General features: G+C 71.3%; 16 protein-coding genes. 13 read left to right on the top strand and 3 right to left on the bottom strand.

The window, feature by feature from the left end; all coding sequences use genetic code 11:
- The first annotated feature begins 4 nt into the window (after positions 1-4).
- Positions 5-1,150, top strand: a complete 1,146-nt coding sequence (locus ACFYWG_RS13915; protein ID WP_389201354.1) for a serine hydrolase domain-containing protein — start codon at positions 5-7, stop codon at positions 1,148-1,150.
- Between the two features lie 128 nt (positions 1,151-1,278).
- On the opposite strand, the gene ACFYWG_RS13910 is transcribed toward ACFYWG_RS13915, so the two are convergent.
- A complete protein-coding gene (locus tag ACFYWG_RS13910; protein ID WP_376323263.1) occupies positions 1,279-1,698 on the bottom strand; it encodes an organic hydroperoxide resistance protein in 420 nt (139 codons plus the stop codon).
- A 96-nt stretch (positions 1,699-1,794) separates the two neighbouring features.
- Positions 1,795-2,817 carry an NADP-dependent oxidoreductase gene (locus ACFYWG_RS13905; RefSeq protein WP_376323261.1) on the bottom strand — a complete coding sequence of 341 codons (1,023 nt, stop codon included), beginning with the start codon at positions 2,815-2,817 and terminating at the stop codon, positions 1,795-1,797.
- A 101-nt stretch (positions 2,818-2,918) separates the two neighbouring features.
- Between ACFYWG_RS13905 and ACFYWG_RS13900 the strand changes: the two genes are divergently transcribed.
- On the top strand, positions 2,919-3,368 hold the full coding sequence (locus ACFYWG_RS13900) for a MarR family winged helix-turn-helix transcriptional regulator (protein WP_376323259.1): 450 nt from the start codon (positions 2,919-2,921) through the stop codon (positions 3,366-3,368).
- A 559-nt stretch (positions 3,369-3,927) separates the two neighbouring features.
- Here ACFYWG_RS13900 and ACFYWG_RS13895 read toward each other — a convergent pair.
- The gene (locus ACFYWG_RS13895; RefSeq protein ID WP_389201350.1) at positions 3,928-4,842 is read right to left on the bottom strand and encodes a hypothetical protein; all 915 of its coding nucleotides are present in this window, start codon (positions 4,840-4,842) and stop codon (positions 3,928-3,930) included.
- A gap of 247 nt (positions 4,843-5,089) precedes the next feature.
- Between ACFYWG_RS13895 and ACFYWG_RS13890 the strand changes: the two genes are divergently transcribed.
- The 11 genes from ACFYWG_RS13890 (at position 5,090) to ACFYWG_RS13840 (ending at position 18,505) form a co-directional block, all read left to right on the top strand.
- Entirely contained in the window at positions 5,090-6,253 is a 1,164-nt protein-coding gene (locus tag ACFYWG_RS13890; RefSeq protein WP_389201347.1) for a mandelate racemase/muconate lactonizing enzyme family protein, read from the top strand.
- A gap of 61 nt (positions 6,254-6,314) precedes the next feature.
- On the top strand, positions 6,315-7,319 hold the full coding sequence (locus ACFYWG_RS13885) for a zinc-binding dehydrogenase (RefSeq protein ID WP_376323253.1): 1,005 nt from the start codon (positions 6,315-6,317) through the stop codon (positions 7,317-7,319).
- A 162-nt stretch (positions 7,320-7,481) separates the two neighbouring features.
- Positions 7,482-8,450 (top strand): hypothetical protein, encoded by a 969-nt coding sequence (locus tag ACFYWG_RS13880; RefSeq protein ID WP_389201343.1) that lies wholly within the window; start codon positions 7,482-7,484, stop codon positions 8,448-8,450.
- A 141-nt stretch (positions 8,451-8,591) separates the two neighbouring features.
- The gene (chvE, locus tag ACFYWG_RS13875) at positions 8,592-9,710 is read left to right on the top strand and encodes a multiple monosaccharide ABC transporter substrate-binding protein (RefSeq protein WP_383503385.1); all 1,119 of its coding nucleotides are present in this window, start codon (positions 8,592-8,594) and stop codon (positions 9,708-9,710) included.
- A gap of 46 nt (positions 9,711-9,756) precedes the next feature.
- The gene (gene mmsA, locus ACFYWG_RS13870) at positions 9,757-11,307 is read left to right on the top strand and encodes a multiple monosaccharide ABC transporter ATP-binding protein (protein ID WP_383503383.1); all 1,551 of its coding nucleotides are present in this window, start codon (positions 9,757-9,759) and stop codon (positions 11,305-11,307) included.
- Positions 11,304-12,545: a multiple monosaccharide ABC transporter permease gene (gene mmsB, locus ACFYWG_RS13865; protein WP_383503381.1), complete on the top strand. Its 1,242-nt coding sequence runs from the start codon at positions 11,304-11,306 to the stop codon at positions 12,543-12,545. The genes mmsA and mmsB overlap by 4 nt, the downstream gene beginning before the upstream one ends.
- A gap of 56 nt (positions 12,546-12,601) precedes the next feature.
- Positions 12,602-13,750 (top strand): aldose epimerase family protein, encoded by a 1,149-nt coding sequence (locus ACFYWG_RS13860; RefSeq protein WP_389201339.1) that lies wholly within the window; start codon positions 12,602-12,604, stop codon positions 13,748-13,750.
- 199 nt (positions 13,751-13,949) lie between these two features.
- Positions 13,950-15,731, top strand: coding sequence for a pyridoxal phosphate-dependent aminotransferase (locus tag ACFYWG_RS13855; RefSeq protein WP_383503377.1), 1,782 nt, complete (start codon positions 13,950-13,952; stop codon positions 15,729-15,731).
- 339 nt (positions 15,732-16,070) lie between these two features.
- Positions 16,071-16,739, top strand: a complete 669-nt coding sequence (locus ACFYWG_RS13850) for a DUF4097 family beta strand repeat-containing protein (protein WP_383503375.1) — start codon at positions 16,071-16,073, stop codon at positions 16,737-16,739.
- A gap of 12 nt (positions 16,740-16,751) precedes the next feature.
- Positions 16,752-17,717 carry an ATP-binding cassette domain-containing protein gene (locus ACFYWG_RS13845; RefSeq protein WP_389201337.1) on the top strand — a complete coding sequence of 322 codons (966 nt, stop codon included), beginning with the start codon at positions 16,752-16,754 and terminating at the stop codon, positions 17,715-17,717.
- A complete protein-coding gene (locus tag ACFYWG_RS13840) occupies positions 17,714-18,505 on the top strand; it encodes an ABC transporter permease (protein WP_389201335.1) in 792 nt (263 codons plus the stop codon). Before ACFYWG_RS13845 ends, ACFYWG_RS13840 begins: the two co-directional genes overlap by 4 nt.
- Positions 18,506-18,519 lie beyond the last annotated feature (14 nt).

Raw genomic sequence — 18,519 nt, 5'->3', positions numbered from 1 at the left:
GCGGATGACGCGGCAGATCCACGGCACGGTGGCCGAAGGTTTCGAAGGGGTCCGCGAGGCGTTCGCCGCGTTCGCGGCCGGGGAGCGGGACGACTACGAGGGTCAGGTGTGCGCCTACGTCCACGGCCGGAAGGTCGTCGACCTGTGGGTGGGCACCGACGCGGACGCCCTCTACGGCGTGTTGTCGTCCACGAAGGGCGCGGCCCACCTGGTCGCGGCCCTCTTGGTGCAGGACGGCACGCTCGAACTCGACCGGAGGGTGGCCTACTACTGGCCGGAGTTCGCGGCCGAGGGCAAGGGCGCCCTGACCCTGCGCGAGCTGCTGGCGCACCGGGCCGGGGTGGTCGGCACGGACACCGGTTTCACCCTGGCCGAGCTGGCCGACGACCGTCAGCTCGCCGAACGCCTCGCCGACCAGCGGCCGTTCTGGCGCCCGGGCTCCGCCTTCGGCCACCACGCGCTGGTCGGGGGCGCCCTGGTGGGCGAGGTGGTCCGCCGCGCCACGGGCCGCACGCTCCAGGACGTCTACCGGGAGCGGATCCGGATCCCCTACGCCCTGGACCTCCATCTCGGGCTGCCCGCGTCGGCCGAGCCCCGCTTCCGCACCGTCCTGCCGATGGCCCCGACCCCGAAACAGCGGGCCCTGCTGGACTCCGTGCCCACCGGCCCGCACACCCTCGCCTCGATCGCCCTCAACCGCAACGCCCCCGAGCCGACCGATCCGGCCGCGCTCGCGAACGCGCCGCTGATCCGCGCCCGGGGGCCGGCCTCGGTGGGCGGGGTGGCGTCCGCGCGGGGCCTGGCCGGGCTGTACGCGGCGGCGATCAGCGGGGTGGACGGGCGGGCGCCGCTGCTGAAGCCGGACACGGTGGCGGAGTTCGGCCAGGTCCACTCGGCCGGTCACGACCTGGTGACCCGGGCCCACGCGTCGTTCGGGCTGGGCTTCGAGGCGACCGCTGACACGTGGCACCCGTTCCTCGGCGCCGGGACGATCGGGCACAGCGGCGAGGGCGGCACCCAGGCCTTCGCGGACCCCTTCAGCGGCCTCGCGTACGGCTACACGCGCCGCCGCTTCACCTGCCCGGGCGGGGTGGCCCCGGAGAACGACCGGCTGGTGCGGGCCGTCCACACGGCGGCACTGGGCCGCTAGGACCTGTCCTCCGGATCAGGGCCCCGCGTCCGCGTCGTGATCCACGCGACCGGCCCCAGGCCGCTAACACGGGCGGAGGCCGCACCCCACGTCCAAGGGTGCGGCCTCCGCGTACGCAACGAGCGTGCTCACACGAGCGTCACGGTGATGTTCCCGCGCGTCGCCTTCGAGTACGGGCACACCTCGTGCGCCTTCTCGATCAGCGCCCGCGCGGTGTCCCGGTCGGCGTGGGGGATGTCCGCCGAGATCTCGACGATGATCCCGAACCCGTCCCCGTTCTTGCCCAGGCCGACCTTCGCGGTGACGGTCGAACCGGTGAGGTCGGCGCCCTCCTGGCGGGCCACCACGCCGAGCGCGCCCTGGAAGCAGGCGCTGTAGCCGGCGGCGAACAGCTGCTCCGGGTTGGTCCCGGCGCCGCTGCCGCCCATCTCCTTCGGCGGGTTGACGACGACGTCGAGCGTGCCGTCGTCGGTGGCCACCCGCCCGTCGCGCCCGTTCTCGGCGGTGGCGACGGCGGTGTAGAGGACGTCGGACTGCTGGATCGGCATGCGGTTGTGTTCCTTCGGTCGTCCGCCGCGGCTCGCGCCCGGGCCGGGACGGATTCGGAAACAAGTTACCGCATACCGGAATCCTGCCGAAAGACGTCAGAGCTTGACGATCATCTTCCCGGTGTTGTCGCCGCGCAGGACGCCCAGGAACGCCTCGAGGTTGTTCTCGATGCCCTCGACGACGGTCTCCCGGTACTTCAGCTCACCGGAGGCGACCCAGGGGGCGACCTCCTGGACGAACTGGGGCTGGAGGTCGTAGTGGTCCCCGACCAGGAAGCCCTCGATACGGCCGCGGGTCTGGATGAGGCGGGCGAGGTTGCGGGGGCCCGGGGCGGGCTCGGTGTTGTTGTAGACGGAGATCATGCCGCAGACGGCGATCCGGCCGCCCTGGTTGAGCGAGCCGATCGCGGCCTCCAGGTGGTCGCCGCCGACGTTGTCGAAGTAGACGTCGATCCCGTCGGGGGCGGCGGCGCGCAGCTGCTCGCTCACCGGCCCGTCCTTGTAGTTGAAGGCGGCGTCGAAGCCGTACTCCTCGACCAGGAGCTTCACCTTTTCCGCGGACCCGGCGGAGCCGATGACGCGCGAGGCGCCCTTCAGCCTGGCGATCTGGCCGACCTGGCCGCCCACGGCTCCGGCCGCGCCGGACACGAAGACGGCGTCGCCCTCCTTGAAGGCGGCGGTGCGCAGCAGGCCCGCGTAGGCGGTGAGGCCCGTCATGCCCAGCACGCCCAGGTACGTCGACAGCGGCGCCGCGTCGGCGTCCACCTTCACGGCGTTCTTGCCGGCCACGACGGCGTACTCGCGCCAGCCGAAGAAGTGCAGCACGTGGTCGCCGACGGACAGGCCCTCGGCGTTCGAGGCCACGACCTCACCCACGGCACCGCCCTGCATGACCTTGCCCAGCTCGAACGGGGCGACGTACGACTTCGCCGCGCTCATCCGGCCGCGCATGTACGGGTCCACGGAGAGGTACGTGTTCCGGACGAGGACCTGGCCCTCACCGGGCTGCGGGACCTCCGCCTCGACCAGGGCGAAGTCCTCCGGCTTCGGCCAGCCGACCGGACGGCTCAGCAGGTGCCACTCGCGGCTGACGGCGGGGAGGGTGGGGGTGTCGGTCATGGTGCGCCTGTCCTCACTGCGGGAAGCGAACGTTTCAGTACCTGAAACAACCATGCGCCTGAATATTTCAGGTTGTCAAACATCCGGGTACCCTGAACGCCATGGCCTCCCCCACGACGACCCCCAGGAATTCCGCCGGCCGGCCCGACCCGCTGACCCTCGAGGTCGTCGAGCTGATCGGCGAGGTGGTGGCGCGCTTCCACGAGGACTACGAGTCGGCGGCGGCGGAGCACGCCCTGACGGGCGCGCAGGCAAGGCTGCTGAGCCTGCTGTGCCTGGAGCCGCTGCCGATGCGGCGGCTGGCTCAGCGGCTGAAGTGCGAGCCGTCCAACGTCACCGGCATCGTGGACCGGCTGGAGGCGCGGGGCCTGGTGGAGCGGCGGCCGGATCCGGGCGACCGCCGGGTGAAGGTCGCGGCCGCGACGCCGGAGGGCCGGCAGGTGGCCAGGAGCCTGCGCGAGTCCCTGCGGTTCGCCCGCGAGCCGCTGGCGGGACTCTCCGAGGACGAGCGGGTGGCGCTGCGCGACGCGCTGCGGGGCATGCTGGGCTGAGCCCGGACGGTTCCACCACGGACCGTCCGCGCCGGGAGCCGAACGGCGGGCGCCAAGGGGCCGGCGGAGCGGGCTTGCGGGGGGCGGGACAGCACAGCCGCGCGCCCGCGCCCTGCTTCGGTGGCGGCGGTCCGGCCCCGGCCGCCGGGGCGCGGCGGGTCGGGGACCGCCGAAGCGAGGCCGGACCGTTGGGGCGGCGGATCGTGCCGTCGGGACGGCAGGTCGGTGGCCGGCGGGGCGGCTGGTCGGACCGCCGTCGAAGCGGCAGGTTCGTAGCCGTCGGACGGCGGGTCGGTGACCGTCGGGGCGGCTGACCGGGCCGTTGAAGCGGCAGTTCGGTAGCCGCCGGGCGGCGGGTCGGTGACCGTCGGGGCGGTGGATCAGGGACCAGTGGGGCGGCAGGTCAGCCCGTCGGGACGGCAGGTCGGTGACCGTCGGGGCGGTGGATCGGTGACCGCCGGAGCGGCCGGGTGGCCGGCGGGCGGTCGATCGGCAGCGCCGTCGGAGCGGCCGGTCGGTGGCCGGCGCGGGCGCCGGCGCTAAGACAGGACGGCAGACGCTAGGTGCACCACCACAGGAACCGTTCGCACGGCTGTGACGGGGAGGGTTCCGGGTCCGGGGCCTTGGTGGTGGGGCCCGACGAGGGGCTCGGTACCGGGGCGGGCGGGGCCGCCGTGTCACCGGACGCCGGACTGCTGGGGGCGCTGCCCGCCGGCCCCGTCTGGGCCTCCTTCGGCGGCTCGGCGCCGGGGGTCTTCGACGCCTCGTCCTTCGCGGACGGCGACGGCGAAGCCGAGCCGGACGGATCCGCGGAGGCGGAGGCCGACGCTTCCGCCGCTGCCGCCGTGGCGTCCGGGCGGCCGCTACCCTCACCCGGCTTCCCGGCCTCCGCCGACGCGCCGCCGTCCGCCGACGCCCCGCCCGCTGCCGCCGGCCTCGGGGTCGAGTCGGGGGCGTCCATGCCCAGTTCGGCGAGGCTCAGTCCGCCCGCCGCGAGCACGAACCCGGTGACGACGAACAGGGTCCGGCGCCGCCGTCGCCGGTGCGCCGCGGCCTTCCGGTCCCTTCGGCTGGCACCGCCCGGGCCGTCCGCGTCGGATCCGGCGCCGCGCCCGCGCCGCCGGGCGGCCCGGCCGGAGGGGCGGTGAGCGTCCTCGTCGACGCCGTCGCCGCCCTCGTCGTACGCGCCTTCCCGGTCGTGCGCTTCCTCCCGGTCGTCGTACGCGTCTCGCCGGTCGTCGTCGTGCGGCTCGGGGTGCTCGTCGCCGCTCTCGCTGTCGACGGGGTCGGTCAACACCCCTTGATGCGAGAGGGGTTGAGTGTGAAGCGCGTGTGCGGCGGCGAGGGGCGGGGTGGGGGCGTGTGCCGCGGCCGGTTGCGGCTCGTGCCGCCGCAGCGCTTGGGCCGGGGCGCCGCACCCCGGGCAGGCCAGCGCGCCGTTGAGGTGCCGTCGGCACGGGTCGCAGTAGTCCATGACGCGGGAAGGTTAAGTTCCGCATGGGTCACGTTCCTAGATCCAGCTGTGAAGGTTCTGTACGGACACCCCCTCCCCCGGGTTTCGAAACTGCCGAAACCGTTATGCGCGCGACCCATTGACACCCCCACCGCACCGTCCTTACTGTCACGCCAACATTTCGAACGTGTGCCGAAATATCGAACGCCTCGGTGCGCGGGGGAAACTGACGGAAACCGAGCCGACGAAGCAGCGAGGGGCAACCGCCGTGCGCATCACCGGAATCAGCACACACGTGGTCGGGACGCCGTGGCGCAACCTGACGTACGTCCAGGTGCACACCGACGAGGGGATCACCGGAGTCGGCGAGACCCGGATGCTGGGACACACCGACGCCCTCCTCGGCTACCTGCGGGAGGCCGAGGCCAACCACATCCTGGGCTCGGACCCGTTCGCGGTCGAGGACCTCGTCAAGCGCATGAAGTACGGCGACTACGGCCGTGCGGGCGAGATCGTGATGTCCGGCATCGCGGTCGTGGAGATGGCCTGCTGGGACATCAAGGGCAAGGCCCTGGGCGTCCCCGTATGGCAGCTGCTGGGCGGCCAGGTCACCGACAAGGTCAAGGCGTACGCCAACGGCTGGTACACCACCGAGCGGACCCCGGAGGCGTACCACAAGGCTGCCCGGGGGGTGATGGAGCGCGGGTACCGGGCGCTGAAGATCGACCCCTTCGGCACGGGCCACTTCGAGCTGGACCACCAGCAGACCCTCTACGCCGTCTCCCTGATCGAGGCCGTCCGGGACGCCATCGGCCCCGAGGCCGAGCTGATGCTGGAGATGCACGGCCGCTTCTCCCCGGCCACGGCCGTGCGCCTGGCCAGGGAGCTGGCGCCGTTCAACCCGGCGTGGCTGGAGGAGCCGGTGCCGCCGGAGAACCTCAAGGCGCTGGAGAAGGTCGCCGCCAAGGTCGACATGCCGGTCGCCACCGGTGAGCGCATCCACGACCGGATCGAGTTCCGGGAGCTGTTCGAGAGCCAGGCCGTCGACATCATCCAGCCGGACGTCGGCCACATCGGCGGGATCTGGGAGACCCGCAAGCTGGCCGCGACGGCGGAGACCCACTACATGCTGGTGGCCCCGCACAACGTGGGCGGCTCGGTGCTGACCGCCGCCTCCCTCCAGGTCGGCTTCACCTCACCGAACTTCAAGATCCTGGAGCACTTCAACGACTTCGCGGACGCGGAGATCAAGAAGGTGGTCAAGGGCGCCCCGCAGGTGAACCCGGAGGACGGCTGCTTCCACCTCTCCCACGCCCCGGGTCTGGGCGTGGAGCTGGACGTGGACGCCGCCGCCGAGTTCCCGCAGCAGCAGGCCCGTTTCGACCTCTGGGCCGAGGGCTGGGAGCAGCGCAAGCCGAAGGGCACCCAGTGACCGTCCGGCCCCCGGCGCTCCGGTGCCGGCCCCCGAGACCTTCGACGACCAAAGGAGCCAGGTGAGCACCGCGGTAGTGATCGACGCCCCGGGCGAGCACCGCCTCGTCCCGCACGAGCCCCGGCGGCCCGGGGCCGGTGAGGCGCTGGTGCGCGTCCACGCCTGCGGGATCTGCGGCAGCGACCGGGAGGTCCACCAGGGCAACCGCCCCGAGGGCTACGTGCGCTATCCGCTGGTCCCGGGCCACGAGTGGTCCGGGACGGTGGAGGCCGTGGGCGCGGACGTGCCCGCCTCCCTGGTCGGCCGCAAGGTCGTCGGGGAAGGCTTTCGCAACTGCCAGGTCTGCGACCGCTGCCATGCCGGGGAGACGACCCTGTGCTCGGCCGGCTACGAGGAGACCGGGTTCACGCAGCCGGGTGCGATGGCGGCGACCCTGACCCTCCCGGCGCGCCTGCTGCACGTGCTGCCGGACGACTGCGACCTCACGGCGGCGGCCCTGCTGGAGCCGGCGGCGTGCATCGCGGCGGCCGCGCTCAAGGCGAACGCCCGGCCCGGGGAGCGCGTGGCGGTGGTCGGCACCGGCACGCTCGGGATGTTCGCCGTGCAGTTCCTCGCGGCGACCTCGCCCGGGGAGCTGCTGGTGGTGGGCACCCGCCGGGACCGGGAGGCGCTGTCGCGGCAGTACGGGGCGACGGACTTCCGCACCAAGGACCAGGACCTCCCGGACGACATCGACGTGGTGATCGAGACGGCCGGGTCGGCGGACGCCGCCCGGATCTCCGCCGGCCTGCTGCGGCGCGGCGGCCGGCTGGTCCTGACCGGCATCCCGGCGCCCGGGGCCGGCGGCCTGGACCCGACCGGCCTCGTCGTGCGGCAGCTGGAGGTGCACACCGTCTTCGGTGCGCCGCCGGAGGCGTGGGCGCACACGGTGCGGGTGTTCGGCGCGGGACTGCTCGACCCGCTGCCGCTGGTGACGCACGAGGTGCCGCTCGCCGAGTTCCCGCACGCCATCGAGCTGGTCGGGTCGGGCGACCCGAAGGTGGGCAAGGTGCTGCTCCGCCCGTAGCCGTACGCCGGTACGGGGGCGACCTGACGGTCTCCGTACCGGCGTACACCAGCCGCGCCGCCGGGACCCGTCCCGGGTCCCCGGGGCCGCCGTGTCCGGCGTCGGCGCGCCGTACCCAGAGCCGCGAACCTTGTCCGATATATCGAACCAGAAGGACTTCCTGTGACCGACGCTTCCGCCCCGGCCGTCCGCAGGCCCGGTGAGCAGGTGCTCACCGCGCTGGGCCTGAACGCGCCCGCCCCCGACCCCGCCGACGCCTCGCCGCACACCTTTCCCGGCGGCGGCCGGTGGCGCACCGAGATCCCCTCCTGCGAGGGCCCGGAGGCGCTGGCGGTGGTGCTGAAGGAGGCCTCCCGGCTGGACGTGCCGATCCACCGGATCAGCCAGGGCAGCGGCGTGTGGATGCTGACCGACGCCGAGATCACCGAGATGGTGGAGGCGACGGCCGAACGCGACATCGAGCTCTGCCTGTTCACGGGCCCGCGCGGCACCTGGGACATCGGCGGCTCCACGCGCACCGACTCGCGCGGCGCCGGGCTGCGCGCCCGCGGCCACGACGCCGTCGCCGGCTGCGTCGAGGACGCGGTGCGGGCCACGGAGCTGGGTGTGAAGTGCCTGCTGGTCGCCGACGAGGGCGTGCTGTGGACGCTGCACCGGGCGCGGGTCGCCGGGATCCTGCCCGCCGACACCACCCTGAAGGTGAGCGCACTCATCGGCCCGGTCAACCCGGCCGCGTACGCGGTCCACGAGCGGCTCGGGGCCGACTCGGTCAACGTGCCGAGCGATCTGACGCTGGATCACCTGACGGAGATCCGGCGGGTGTCGGCCGCCCCGATGGACATGTACATCGAGGCCCCCGACGACCTCGGCGGCTACGTCCGCATGTACGAGGTGGCCGAACTCATCCGGCGGGGCGCCCCGTTGTACCTGAAGTTCGGCCTGTCCAAGGCTCCCGGCCTCTACCCGTACGGGCACCACATGCGGGAGCTCACGCTGGCCACGGCGAAGGAACGCGTGCGGCGCGGCCGGCTCGCCCTGGACCTCCTGGCCCGGCACGGCGCGGACGGCGACATGGCGCCGCTCGGCTCACGCCTGCCCGGCACGCTGCATCGGTTCGAAACCTCGCCATAACGTTCCGGAAACTCACCTTACAAAACACGACACAGACGACCACAATCCCACACACGCTTTCTCGGTCTTTCCGGCACGACCACCCGGAGCGACTTCGCGCCTCCCAGACCGAGCCCTGCACACAGATCAAGGATGATGATCATGCGTAACCGCAGAGCCGCTCTCGCCGCCGTAGCCGGAGCCGCGTCCCTCGCCCTGACCCTGTCCGCCTGCGGCCAGGACAGCGAGGGCGGCAGCAAGCAGGGCGAAGGGGACGCCAAGGGCGCCACCATCGGCATCGCGATGCCGACCAAGTCCTCCGAGCGCTGGATCGCCGACGGGAACAACGTCGTCAGGGACCTCGAGTCCAAGGGCTACAAGACCAAGCTGGTCTACGGCGAGGACGACCCCGACCAGCAGGTCTCCCAGGTCGAGAACCTGATCACGCAGGGCGTCAAGGCCCTGATCATCGCGGCCATCGACAACAAGTCGATGAACAACGTGCTGCAGCAGGCCAAGGACGCGAACATCCCGGTCATCTCCTACGACCGCCTGATCCTTGGCACGCAGAACGTCGACTACTACGCCTCCTTCGACAACGAGAAGGTCGGCGAGCTGCAGGGCACCTACATCGTCGACAAGCTCGGCCTGAAGGACGGCTCCGGCGCGTCGAAGGGCCCGTTCAACATCGAGCTGTTCGCCGGCTCCAACGACGACAACAACACCCGCTACTTCTTCCAGGGCGCGATGAAGGTCCTGCAGCCCTACATCGACAAGAAGCAGCTCGTCGTCCGCTCCGGCCAGACCGAGCTCAACCAGGTCACCACCCTGCGCTGGGACGGCGGCACCGCGCAGAAGCGCATGGACGACATCCTCACCTCGGCCTACAAGAGCGAGCGCGTCGACGCCGTCCTGTCCCCCTACGACGGCATCTCCATCGGCATCCTGTCGGCACTGAAGTCGGACGACTACGGCTCCAAGAGCAAGCCGCTGCCGGTCGTCACGGGCCAGGACGCCGAGGTCGCCTCGGTGAAGTCGATCATCGCCGGCCAGCAGTCCATGACCGTCTACAAGGACACCCGCGAACTGGCCAAGGTGTCCTCGAACATGGTCGACGCGCTGCTGAACGACAAGAAGCCCGAGGTCAACGACACCAAGACCTATGACAACGGTGCCAAGGTCGTCCCGGCCTACCTGCTGGAGCCGGTCGCCGTCGACAAGGGCAACTACCGGAAGGAGGTCGTCGACTCCGGCTACATCAAGGAGAGCGACCTCAAGTAGTCCCCGCCACCCACCGACGATTCACCACTGATTGGAAGGCACGACCATGGCGGGACCCGTCCTGGAAATGCGCTCGATCGTCAAGACCTTTCCCGGCGTCAAGGCGCTGTCGGACGTCACGCTGACCGTCCGGCAGGGCGAGGTCCACGCCATCTGCGGGGAGAACGGCGCCGGCAAGTCGACCCTGATGAAGGTCCTCTCCGGCGTCCACCCGCACGGCACCTACGAGGGCGACATCCTCTTCGAGGGAGAGGTCTGCCGGTTCAAGGACATCCGGGCCAGCGAGGAACGCGGCATCGTGATCATCCACCAGGAACTGGCCCTGGTGCCCTATCTCTCCCTGGCGGAGAACATCTTCCTCGGCAACGAGCACGCCACCCGCGGGATCATCAGCTGGACCGAGACCCTGCGGCACGCCACCGAACTGCTGCGCAGGGTGGGCCTGTCGGACCACCCGGACACCCGGGTCGCCGACATCGGCGTCGGCAAGCAGCAGCTCGTGGAGATCGCCAAGGCCCTGTCCAAGAAGGTGAAGCTGCTCATCCTGGACGAGCCGACCGCCGCCCTGAACGACGAGGACAGCGGCAAACTCCTGGACCTCATCCTGGAGTTGAAGAAGCAGGGCATCACCTCGATCATCATCTCCCACAAGCTGAACGAGATCCGCAAGGTCGCCGACTCGGTGACGATCCTGCGCGACGGCCGGACCATCGAGACCCTCGACGTGAAGGCGCCGGAGACCACCGAGGACCGCATCATCAGCGGGATGGTCGGGCGCGACCTGGAGCACCGGTTCCCCGAGCGGTCGCCGCACGAGCCCGAGGAGGGCGCGGCACCGGCCCTGGAGATCCGCAACTGGACGGTGCACCACCCGATCGACCAGCAGCGCAAGGTGTGCGACGACGTGTCGCTGCACGTGCGGCGCGGGGAGATCGTCGGCATCGCCGGCCTCATGGGCGCCGGGCGCACCGAACTCGCGATGAGTGTCTTCGGGCGCACCTACGGCCGGTACGCGGGCGGCACGGTCCTGAAGGACGGCACGGAGATCCGTACGAAGTCCGTCCCGGAGGCGGTCGAGCACGGCATCGCCTACGTCACCGAGGACCGCAAGCACTACGGCCTGAACCTCATCGACACCATCAACCGCAACATCTCGCTGAGCGCCCTGGGCAAGGTCGCCAAGCGCGGTGTGGTCGACGAGCACGAGGAGCGGCAGGTCGCCGAGGGCTTCCGGACGTCCATGAACATCAAGGCGCCGACCGTCTTCGAGCCGGTGGGCAAGCTGTCCGGCGGCAACCAGCAGAAGGTCGTCCTCAGCAAGTGGATCTTCTCGGGTCCGGACGTGCTGATCCTGGACGAGCCGACCCGCGGGATCGACGTCGGCGCCAAGTACGAGATCTACACGGTCATCGACCAGCTGGCCGCCCAGGGCAAGGCGGTCGTCTTCATCTCCTCCGAGCTGCCCGAACTGCTCGGCATGTGCGACCGCATCTACACGATGGCCGCGGGGCGGCTGACGGGTGAGTTCTCGCGGGCCGAGGCCTCCCAGGAATCGCTGATGCGTCAGATGACGAAGGACAAAGAGGTAACCCGATGAGCACGGACGTGACCGCCAAGAGCCCGGCCCCCGCGCCGCCGGGCCGCGAAGGGGCCGCGGGCGACGGCCTGTTGCAGCTGGTGCTGGACGGCATGCGCCGCAACATGCGGCAGTACGGCATGCTGATCGCGCTGGGCCTGATCGTGGTGCTGTTCGCCGTGTGGACCGACGGCGACCTGCTGCTGCCGCGCAACGTCTCCAACCTGGTGCTGCAGAACAGCTACATCCTGATCCTGGCCATCGGCATGATGCTGGTGATCATCGCGGGCCACATCGACCTGTCGGTCGGCTCGCTGACGGCGTTCGTCGGCTCGATGGCCGCCGTCTTCATGGTCAAACAGGACATGCCGTGGCCGCTCGCCGTGGTGCTGTGCCTGGCCGTGGGCGCGGTCGCGGGCGCCGTGCAGGGCTTCTTCATCGCGTACGGCGGCATACCGTCGTTCATCGTGACCCTGGCGGGCATGCTGATCTTCCGCGGTCTGACGGAGATCTTCCTGGAGGGCCAGACGCTCGGCCCGTTCCCGGACGGGCTGCAGAAGGTCGCCAACGGCTTCCTGCCCGAGGTCGGCCCGGACACCAACTACCACAACCTGACGCTGCTGCTGGGCCTCGCGATGATCGCCTTCGTGGTCTTCCAGGAGGTCCGCGACCGCAAGCGGCAGCAGGAGTTCGCCCTGGAGGTCCCGCCGGCCAAGCTGTTCCTGCTGAAGCTGGTCGCGATCGGCGCCGCCATCCTCACCCTGACGATGCTGCTGGCCAGCTACAAGGGCGCCCCGATCGTGCTGCTGATCCTCGGTGTGCTGCTGGTGGGCTTCGGCTACGTCATGCGCAACGCGATCATCGGCCGCCACATCTACGCCATCGGCGGCAACCTCCCGGCGGCCAAGCTGTCGGGCGTGAAGGACAAGAAGGTCACCTTCCTGGTCTTCCTGAACATGGGCATGCTCGCGGCCCTGGCGGGTCTGGTCTTCGCCGCCCGCTTCAACGCGGCCTCTCCCAAGGCCGGTCTCAACTTCGAGCTGGAGGCGATCGCGGCCTCGTTCATCGGCGGCGCGTCGATGAGCGGCGGCGTCGGCACCGTCCTCGGCGCGATCATCGGCGGCCTGGTCCTGGGCGTGCTGAACAACGGCATGAACCTCGTCGGCATCGGCACCGACTGGCAGCAGGTCATCAAGGGCCTGGTGCTCCTCGCCGCCGTCGGGTTCGACGTGTGGAACAAGCGCAAGGTCGGTTCGTAAGTCAGATCGGGGCCCCGCCGCCACGGCGGGGCCCTCTCCTCATACGGGAGCCGCACATGGAACTGAACAGACGCACGGTCATCGCGGGAGCCGCGGCGGCGGGCATCGCCGCCACCACGCTCGGCGGCACGGCGCACGCCACGGGAGGCGGCAAGCCGGTGAAGACGCTCTTCGGCAGGCTCGCCGACGGCACGAAGGTCCACCTCTGGTCGCTGGAGAACGGCGGCACCCGCCTGAAGGTCCTCTCCTACGGCGGCATCGTGCAGTCCCTGGAGATCCCCGACCGCCGCGGCCGCTACGCCAACGTCTCCGCCGGCTTCGACAACCTCGAGGACTACGTCGCCCAGAGCCCGTACTTCGGCGCCCTGATCGGCCGGTACGGCAACCGCATAGGCCAGGGCAGGTTCACGCTCGACGGCAAGAGCCACCAGCTGTCCGTCAACGACGGTGAGCAGAGCCTGCACGGCGGCGCCCAGGGCTTCGACAAGCGCGTCTGGGACGTGGAGCCGTTCGTGAAGGGCTCCGACGTCGGCCTGCACCTGTCCTACACGAGCGTCGACGGGGAGATGGGCTACCCGGGCACGCTGAAGACGAAGGTGACGTACACCCTCACCCGGCACGGCGACTGGCGCATCGACTACGAGGCCACCACCGACAAGGCCACCGTGGTCAACCTGACCAGCCACGTCTACTGGAACCTGGCCGGCGAGGGCAGCGGCACCATCGAGGACCACGAGCTGCGCATCGCCGCCTCCCGCTACACGCCCACCGACGCGGGCCTGATCCCCACGGGCGAGCTGGCCGAGGTCGCGGGCACCCCGTTCGACTTCCGCAAGGCCAAGCCGATCGGCCGGGACATCCGCGTCTCCCACCCGCAGCTGGTGACCGCCAAGGGCTTCGACCACAACTGGGTCCTCGACAAGGGCATCACCGCCCGGCCCGAGCACGTGGCCACCCTGCGCGACCCGTCCTCCGGGCGCACCCTGCGGATCGCCACGAACGAGCCGGGGCTGCAGTTCTACTCCGGCAACTTCCTCGACGGCACGCTGACCGGCCCGACGGGGCGCACCTACCGGCAGGGCGACGCGCTGTGCCTGGAGACGCAGCACTTCCCGGACTCGCCGAACAAGCCGAGGTTCCCCTCGACGGTGCTGCGCCCCGGCCAGGTCTACCGCACCACGACGGTCCACACCTTCGGCCGGTGAGGCGCCGGCAACCTAGTGGGGCCGCCGGGAACACCGGCGCCTCTTCACCGCAGCGGCACGATTCCCGACCGGTTTCCCGACGGTTGAACGGCGTCCGTGTGGTCTCCGTATGACAAGGCGGCCCGTGCTCCCCGCGCGGGCCGCCCGCGCACGCCGGGTCCGGCCGCCCCCCGACGGACCCGCCTCACACGGAGGTTCCATGGCCGACAAGGTCACGTCGCTGTTCCGCAGCACCGCGGCACACAGCCCCTCGATGGCGGCGCTGACGCGCGAGGGCGGCGACGGAGCCGGACCGGTGGACTTCTGCATCCCCTGCAACCCCTACTTCCCCACCCCGGCCATGTTCGAGGACATGGCCGCCAGGCTGCGCGACATCATCACGTACTACCCGAGCAGCGCGGACACCATCACCGCCGAGCTGTGCAGCCTGCTGCAACTGCCGCCGCAGTGCGTGGCGATGGGCAACGGCTCGACCGAGCTGATCACCTGGATCGACCACCTCCTGGTGCGCGAGTCCCTCGCCGTCCCCGTCCCCACGTTCGGCCGCTGGACCGACCAGCCCATGGAGACCGGCAAGCGGGTCGACATGTTCCCGCTCCAGGAGTCCAGCGGCTTCGCCCTCGACCTCGCCCAGTACGCCGAGTTCATCCGCGCCCGGGGCACCCGGGTCGCCGTCATCTGCAACCCCAACAACCCCGACGGCGGCTTCCTGCACAAGCACTCCGTCGTGCAGTTCATGGACGCGATGGCCGACCTCGACCTGATCGTCGTCGACGAGTCGTTCCTGGAGTTCGCCGACGCCGAGGCGGAGCCGTCCGTCGTCCAGGAGGCGATGCTGCGGCCCAACGTGGTCGTCCTGCGCAGCCTCGGCAAGAACTTCGGCCTGCACGGCATCCGCTTCGGCTACCTCGTCGCCAACCCGGCGCTGGCCGGCCGCGTCCGCTCCATGCTGCCCAAGTGGAACCTCAACTCCTTCGCCGAGCACGTGGTGTTCATGCTGAAGGAGCACGGCGCCGAGTACGCGCAGAGCCTGCACCAGGTGCGCCGGGACCGGCTGGACATGGCGTCCCAGCTCTCGTCCCTGCCGGGGCTGACGGTCTACCCCTCGCAGGGCAACTTCCTCTTCGTGCGCCTGCCCGTGGGCGCCGAGGGCACCGTGGTCCGCGACCGGATGCTCACCGAGCACCGGATCCTGGTCCGCGAGTGCGGCAACAAGATCGGTTCGTCCAGCCGCTTCCTGCGTCTCGTGGTGCGCCCCCAGGTGGACGTGCGTCGCCTGGTGTCCGGCCTGGAACAGGTGCTCTACGGGACGTCCAGGAGGGGAGCCGCCGTACCCGAGCCGGGCAACGGGACCAGCTACAGCTCGGGTACGGCGGCGGTGGACCGGCTGGTGAGCGAGACGAACGGGTCCGGGATGCCGGGGCTGGCGGCCCAGATCGCGGCTGCCGGGCCCGGCGGCCCCGGCCCGTCCGGCGCCGGTGTGCCGCTCCCCGCCGCGGCGTCCGCGCTGCCGGCGGGCCACGACGGCGGGACACCGATGGCGGCCGCTCCCCAGCCGATGGCCGCCCCCCAGCCCGTCCCGGTGCCCCAGCCCGCTCCCCTGCCCACGCCGCAGCCCGTCCCCCAGCCGGCGCCGCAGCCGGCGCCTCAGCCGCAGCCCGGCGTGGGGCAGCCGCTCGCGCCCGCGGCCGCGCCGTTCCCTGCCCAGCCGCTCGCTCCGGCGCAGCCGCTAGCCCCCGCTCAGCCGCTCGCCCCGGCCCAACCGCTCGTTCCTGCCCAGCCGTTCGCCCCTGCGGCGCAGGTTCCGGCTCCCGCGCCGATGCCCATGGCCACCGGCCCCACCCCGCCCGGGGTGCCCGCCCGCGGTGGCCTCACGGCCGCCCAGGTCCGCGGCACGAACGGCCTGACGCCGGCCCCGGCCACCGGCTGGCCGGCGGCGCAGAACTGGCCCAACGCGGCGGGCATGGGCCAGGCAGGCTAGGGCCTGTCGGCCGGCCCACCCTGCCCCCTCCTCACGCTCTTCCTGTTCCTCTCGCCCTTCCCGCCCCCGATGCGCCGCGACCGCCTCGGGGGCGGGCTTCGTGCTGCCCGCACGCGCCGGCGCTCCCGCAGATCGCCCCGCGACGTCCGGCAGTAGCGTTCACCTCCCTTCATTGCAACACTGAGCCCGCGTGCATTGCGTTCCCTTCTGAGCTGTTGCAATGATTTGTGGGCTCTGAGCTGCGCAAACAAATCCTGCATGCAACAGACTTGTTGCCGGGTCCGCGAATGCAACGTAGCGTTTCTCTTGCCGGAAAGAGCGGTCCGAAGGAGAGACGTCATGCAGCAGTTCCCGACCCCCAAGCCCGTCACCACCTTTCTCGACGTCCCCGCGGGCCGCATCCGCTTCATCGCCGCCGACCGGGCCGACACCACCGTCGAGGTCCTCCCGGCCGATGCGTCCAAGAGCCGCGACGTGAAGGCCGCGGAACACATCTCGGTGGCCTACGCCGACGGCGTCCTGCGCATCACGGCCCCCCCGCCGAAGAACCGGCTCCTCGGTTCGTCCGGGGCCGTCGAGGTGACCGTCCAGCTCCCCAGCGGCTCCCACGTCGAGGCCAGGACGGCCGCCGGCGAGCTGCGGGGCGTCGGGCGGCTCGGCGACGTGACCTTCGAGGGCTCCCTGGGACCGGTCAAGCTCGACGAGACCGCCGCCGCCCGGATCGGCGTCCAGGCCGGCGACATCTCGGTCGGACGCCTCGGCGGCCCCGCCGAGGTCAGCGTCCAGAAGGGCGACATCCGGATCGCCGAGGCCGTGCGCGGCGCGTTCACCCTGCGCACCCAGCACGGCGACATCTCGGTCGGCGCCGCCCACGGCGTCTCGGCCTCCCTGGACGCCGGCACCACCTACGGCCGGATCCACAACTCTTTGAAGAACGCCGGCGGCACCGCCGGACTGACCATCCACGCCACCACCGCCTACGGCGACGTCACCGCCCGCAGCCTGTAGAGGAGACCATCCATGACCACCCCGGCGATCGCGGCGAACGGGCTGCGCAAGTCCTACGGCGACAAGACCGTCCTGGACGGTGTCGACTTCACCGTCCCCGAGGGGACGATCTTCTCCCTGCTCGGCCCGAACGGGGCCGGCAAGACCACCGCCGTCAAGATCCTCTCCACGCTCGTCCGGGCCGACGGCGGCCGGGCCAGCGTCGCGGGCCACGACCTCGCCGGCGAGGCGCAGGCCGTCCGGGCCGCGATCGGCGTCACCGGCCAGTTCTCGGCCGTCGACGGCCTGATCACCGGCGAGGAGAACATGCTCCTCATGGCCGACCTGCACCACCTGCCCAAGGCGCAAGGGCGGCGCGTGATCGCCGAGTTGCTGGAGCGCTTCGACCTGACCGAGGCCGCGCGCAAGCCGGCCTCCACCTACTCCGGCGGCATGAAGCGCCGGCTCGACATCGCCATGACCCTGGTCGGCTCACCGCGCGTGATCTTCCTCGACGAACCCACCACGGGCCTGGACCCCCGCTCCCGGCACACCATGTGGCAGATCATCCGGGAACTGGTGTCCGGCGGCGTCACCGTCTTCCTCACCACCCAGTACCTGGAGGAGGCCGACGAACTCGCCGACCGCATCGCGGTCCTGCACGACGGCCGCATCGCGGCCGAGGGCACCGCCGAGCAGCTGAAGCGGATCGTCCCGGGCGGACACGTCCGCCTCCGCTTCACCGACCCGGGCGCCTACCGGTCCGCGGCGGCGGTCCTGGGCGAGGCAGCCCAGGACGACGAGGCCCTGGCCCTGCGGATCCCCAGCGACGGCAGCCAGCGCGCGCTGCGCCTGGTCCTCGACCGGCTCGACACCGCCGGCGTCGAGGCCGACGAACTGACCGTGCACACCCCCGACCTCGACGACGTCTTCTTCGCCCTGACCGGCGACGCCCGCGTCCCGCACCAGACGAACCAGCCCGAGGAGGCTGCCCGATGAGCTCGCTCACCCTCGCCGTCCGCGACTCCACCACGATGCTGCGCCGCAACCTCCTGCACGCGCGGCGCTACCCCTCGCTCACGCTGAACCTGCTGCTGACCCCGATCATGCTGCTGCTGCTGTTCGTCTACATCTTCGGCGACACCATGAGCGCGGGCATCGGCGGCGGGGCTCCGGACCGGTCCGTGTACATCGCCTACATCGTGCCGGGCGTTCTGCTCATGACCATCGGCAGCACCACGATCGGCACCGCCGTCTCCGTCTCCAACGACATGTCCGAGGGCATCATCGCCCGGTTCCGCACGATGGCCATCCACCGCGGCTCGGTGCTCGTCGGGCACGTCGTCGGCAGCGTGCTGCAGTCGGTCGCCAGTGTGGTCCTCGTGGGAGCGGTGGGCGTGGCCATCGGCTTCCGCTCCACCGACGCCACGGTCCTGGAGTGGCTCGCGGCGTTCGGGCTCCTGGTGCTCTTCGCCCTGGCGTTCACCTGGATCGCGGTCGGCATGGGCCTGGTCAGCCCCAACGCCGAGGCCGCCAGCAACAACGCGATGCCGCTGATCCTGCTGCCCCTGCTGTCCAGCGCGTTCGTCCCGCTCGACTCGATGCCCGGCTGGTTCCGGCCGTTCGCGGAGTACCAGCCGTTCACGCCGGCCATCGAGACCCTGCGCGGGCTGCTGCTGGGCAGCGAGATCGGGAACAACGGCTGGCTCGCCGTCGGCTGGTGCGTGGCGCTGGCCGTCCTCGGCTACTTCTGGGCCGCGGCCAAGTTCGGCGACGACCCGAAGTAGCGGGCGCGACGGCA

This window comes from Streptomyces sp. NPDC003456, assembly GCF_042878735.1.
Lineage (GTDB): Bacteria > Actinomycetota > Actinomycetes > Streptomycetales > Streptomycetaceae > Streptomyces.
This window is presented reverse-complemented; position numbering and strand designations above follow the sequence as displayed.

What these genes read in the sequence shown, in the direction of transcription:
- ACFYWG_RS13840 (WP_389201335.1), top strand. Translation starts at nt 17,714, where the DNA reads ATGAGCTCGCTCACCCTCGCCGTCCGCGACTCCACCACGATGCTGCGC.
- ACFYWG_RS13915 (WP_389201354.1), top strand. Translation starts at nt 5, where the DNA reads ATGACGCGGCAGATCCACGGCACGGTGGCCGAAGGTTTCGAAGGGGTC.
- chvE (WP_383503385.1), top strand. Translation starts at nt 8,592, where the DNA reads ATGCGTAACCGCAGAGCCGCTCTCGCCGCCGTAGCCGGAGCCGCGTCC.
- ACFYWG_RS13910 (WP_376323263.1), bottom strand. Translation starts at nt 1,698, where the DNA reads ATGCCGATCCAGCAGTCCGACGTCCTCTACACCGCCGTCGCCACCGCC.
- ACFYWG_RS13860 (WP_389201339.1), top strand. Translation starts at nt 12,602, where the DNA reads ATGGAACTGAACAGACGCACGGTCATCGCGGGAGCCGCGGCGGCGGGC.
- ACFYWG_RS13905 (WP_376323261.1), bottom strand. Translation starts at nt 2,817, where the DNA reads ATGACCGACACCCCCACCCTCCCCGCCGTCAGCCGCGAGTGGCACCTG.
- ACFYWG_RS13900 (WP_376323259.1), top strand. Translation starts at nt 2,919, where the DNA reads ATGGCCTCCCCCACGACGACCCCCAGGAATTCCGCCGGCCGGCCCGAC.
- ACFYWG_RS13845 (WP_389201337.1), top strand. Translation starts at nt 16,752, where the DNA reads ATGACCACCCCGGCGATCGCGGCGAACGGGCTGCGCAAGTCCTACGGC.
- mmsB (WP_383503381.1), top strand. Translation starts at nt 11,304, where the DNA reads ATGAGCACGGACGTGACCGCCAAGAGCCCGGCCCCCGCGCCGCCGGGC.
- ACFYWG_RS13895 (WP_389201350.1), bottom strand. Translation starts at nt 4,842, where the DNA reads ATGGACTACTGCGACCCGTGCCGACGGCACCTCAACGGCGCGCTGGCC.
- ACFYWG_RS13855 (WP_383503377.1), top strand. Translation starts at nt 13,950, where the DNA reads ATGGCCGACAAGGTCACGTCGCTGTTCCGCAGCACCGCGGCACACAGC.
- ACFYWG_RS13850 (WP_383503375.1), top strand. Translation starts at nt 16,071, where the DNA reads ATGCAGCAGTTCCCGACCCCCAAGCCCGTCACCACCTTTCTCGACGTC.
- mmsA (WP_383503383.1), top strand. Translation starts at nt 9,757, where the DNA reads ATGGCGGGACCCGTCCTGGAAATGCGCTCGATCGTCAAGACCTTTCCC.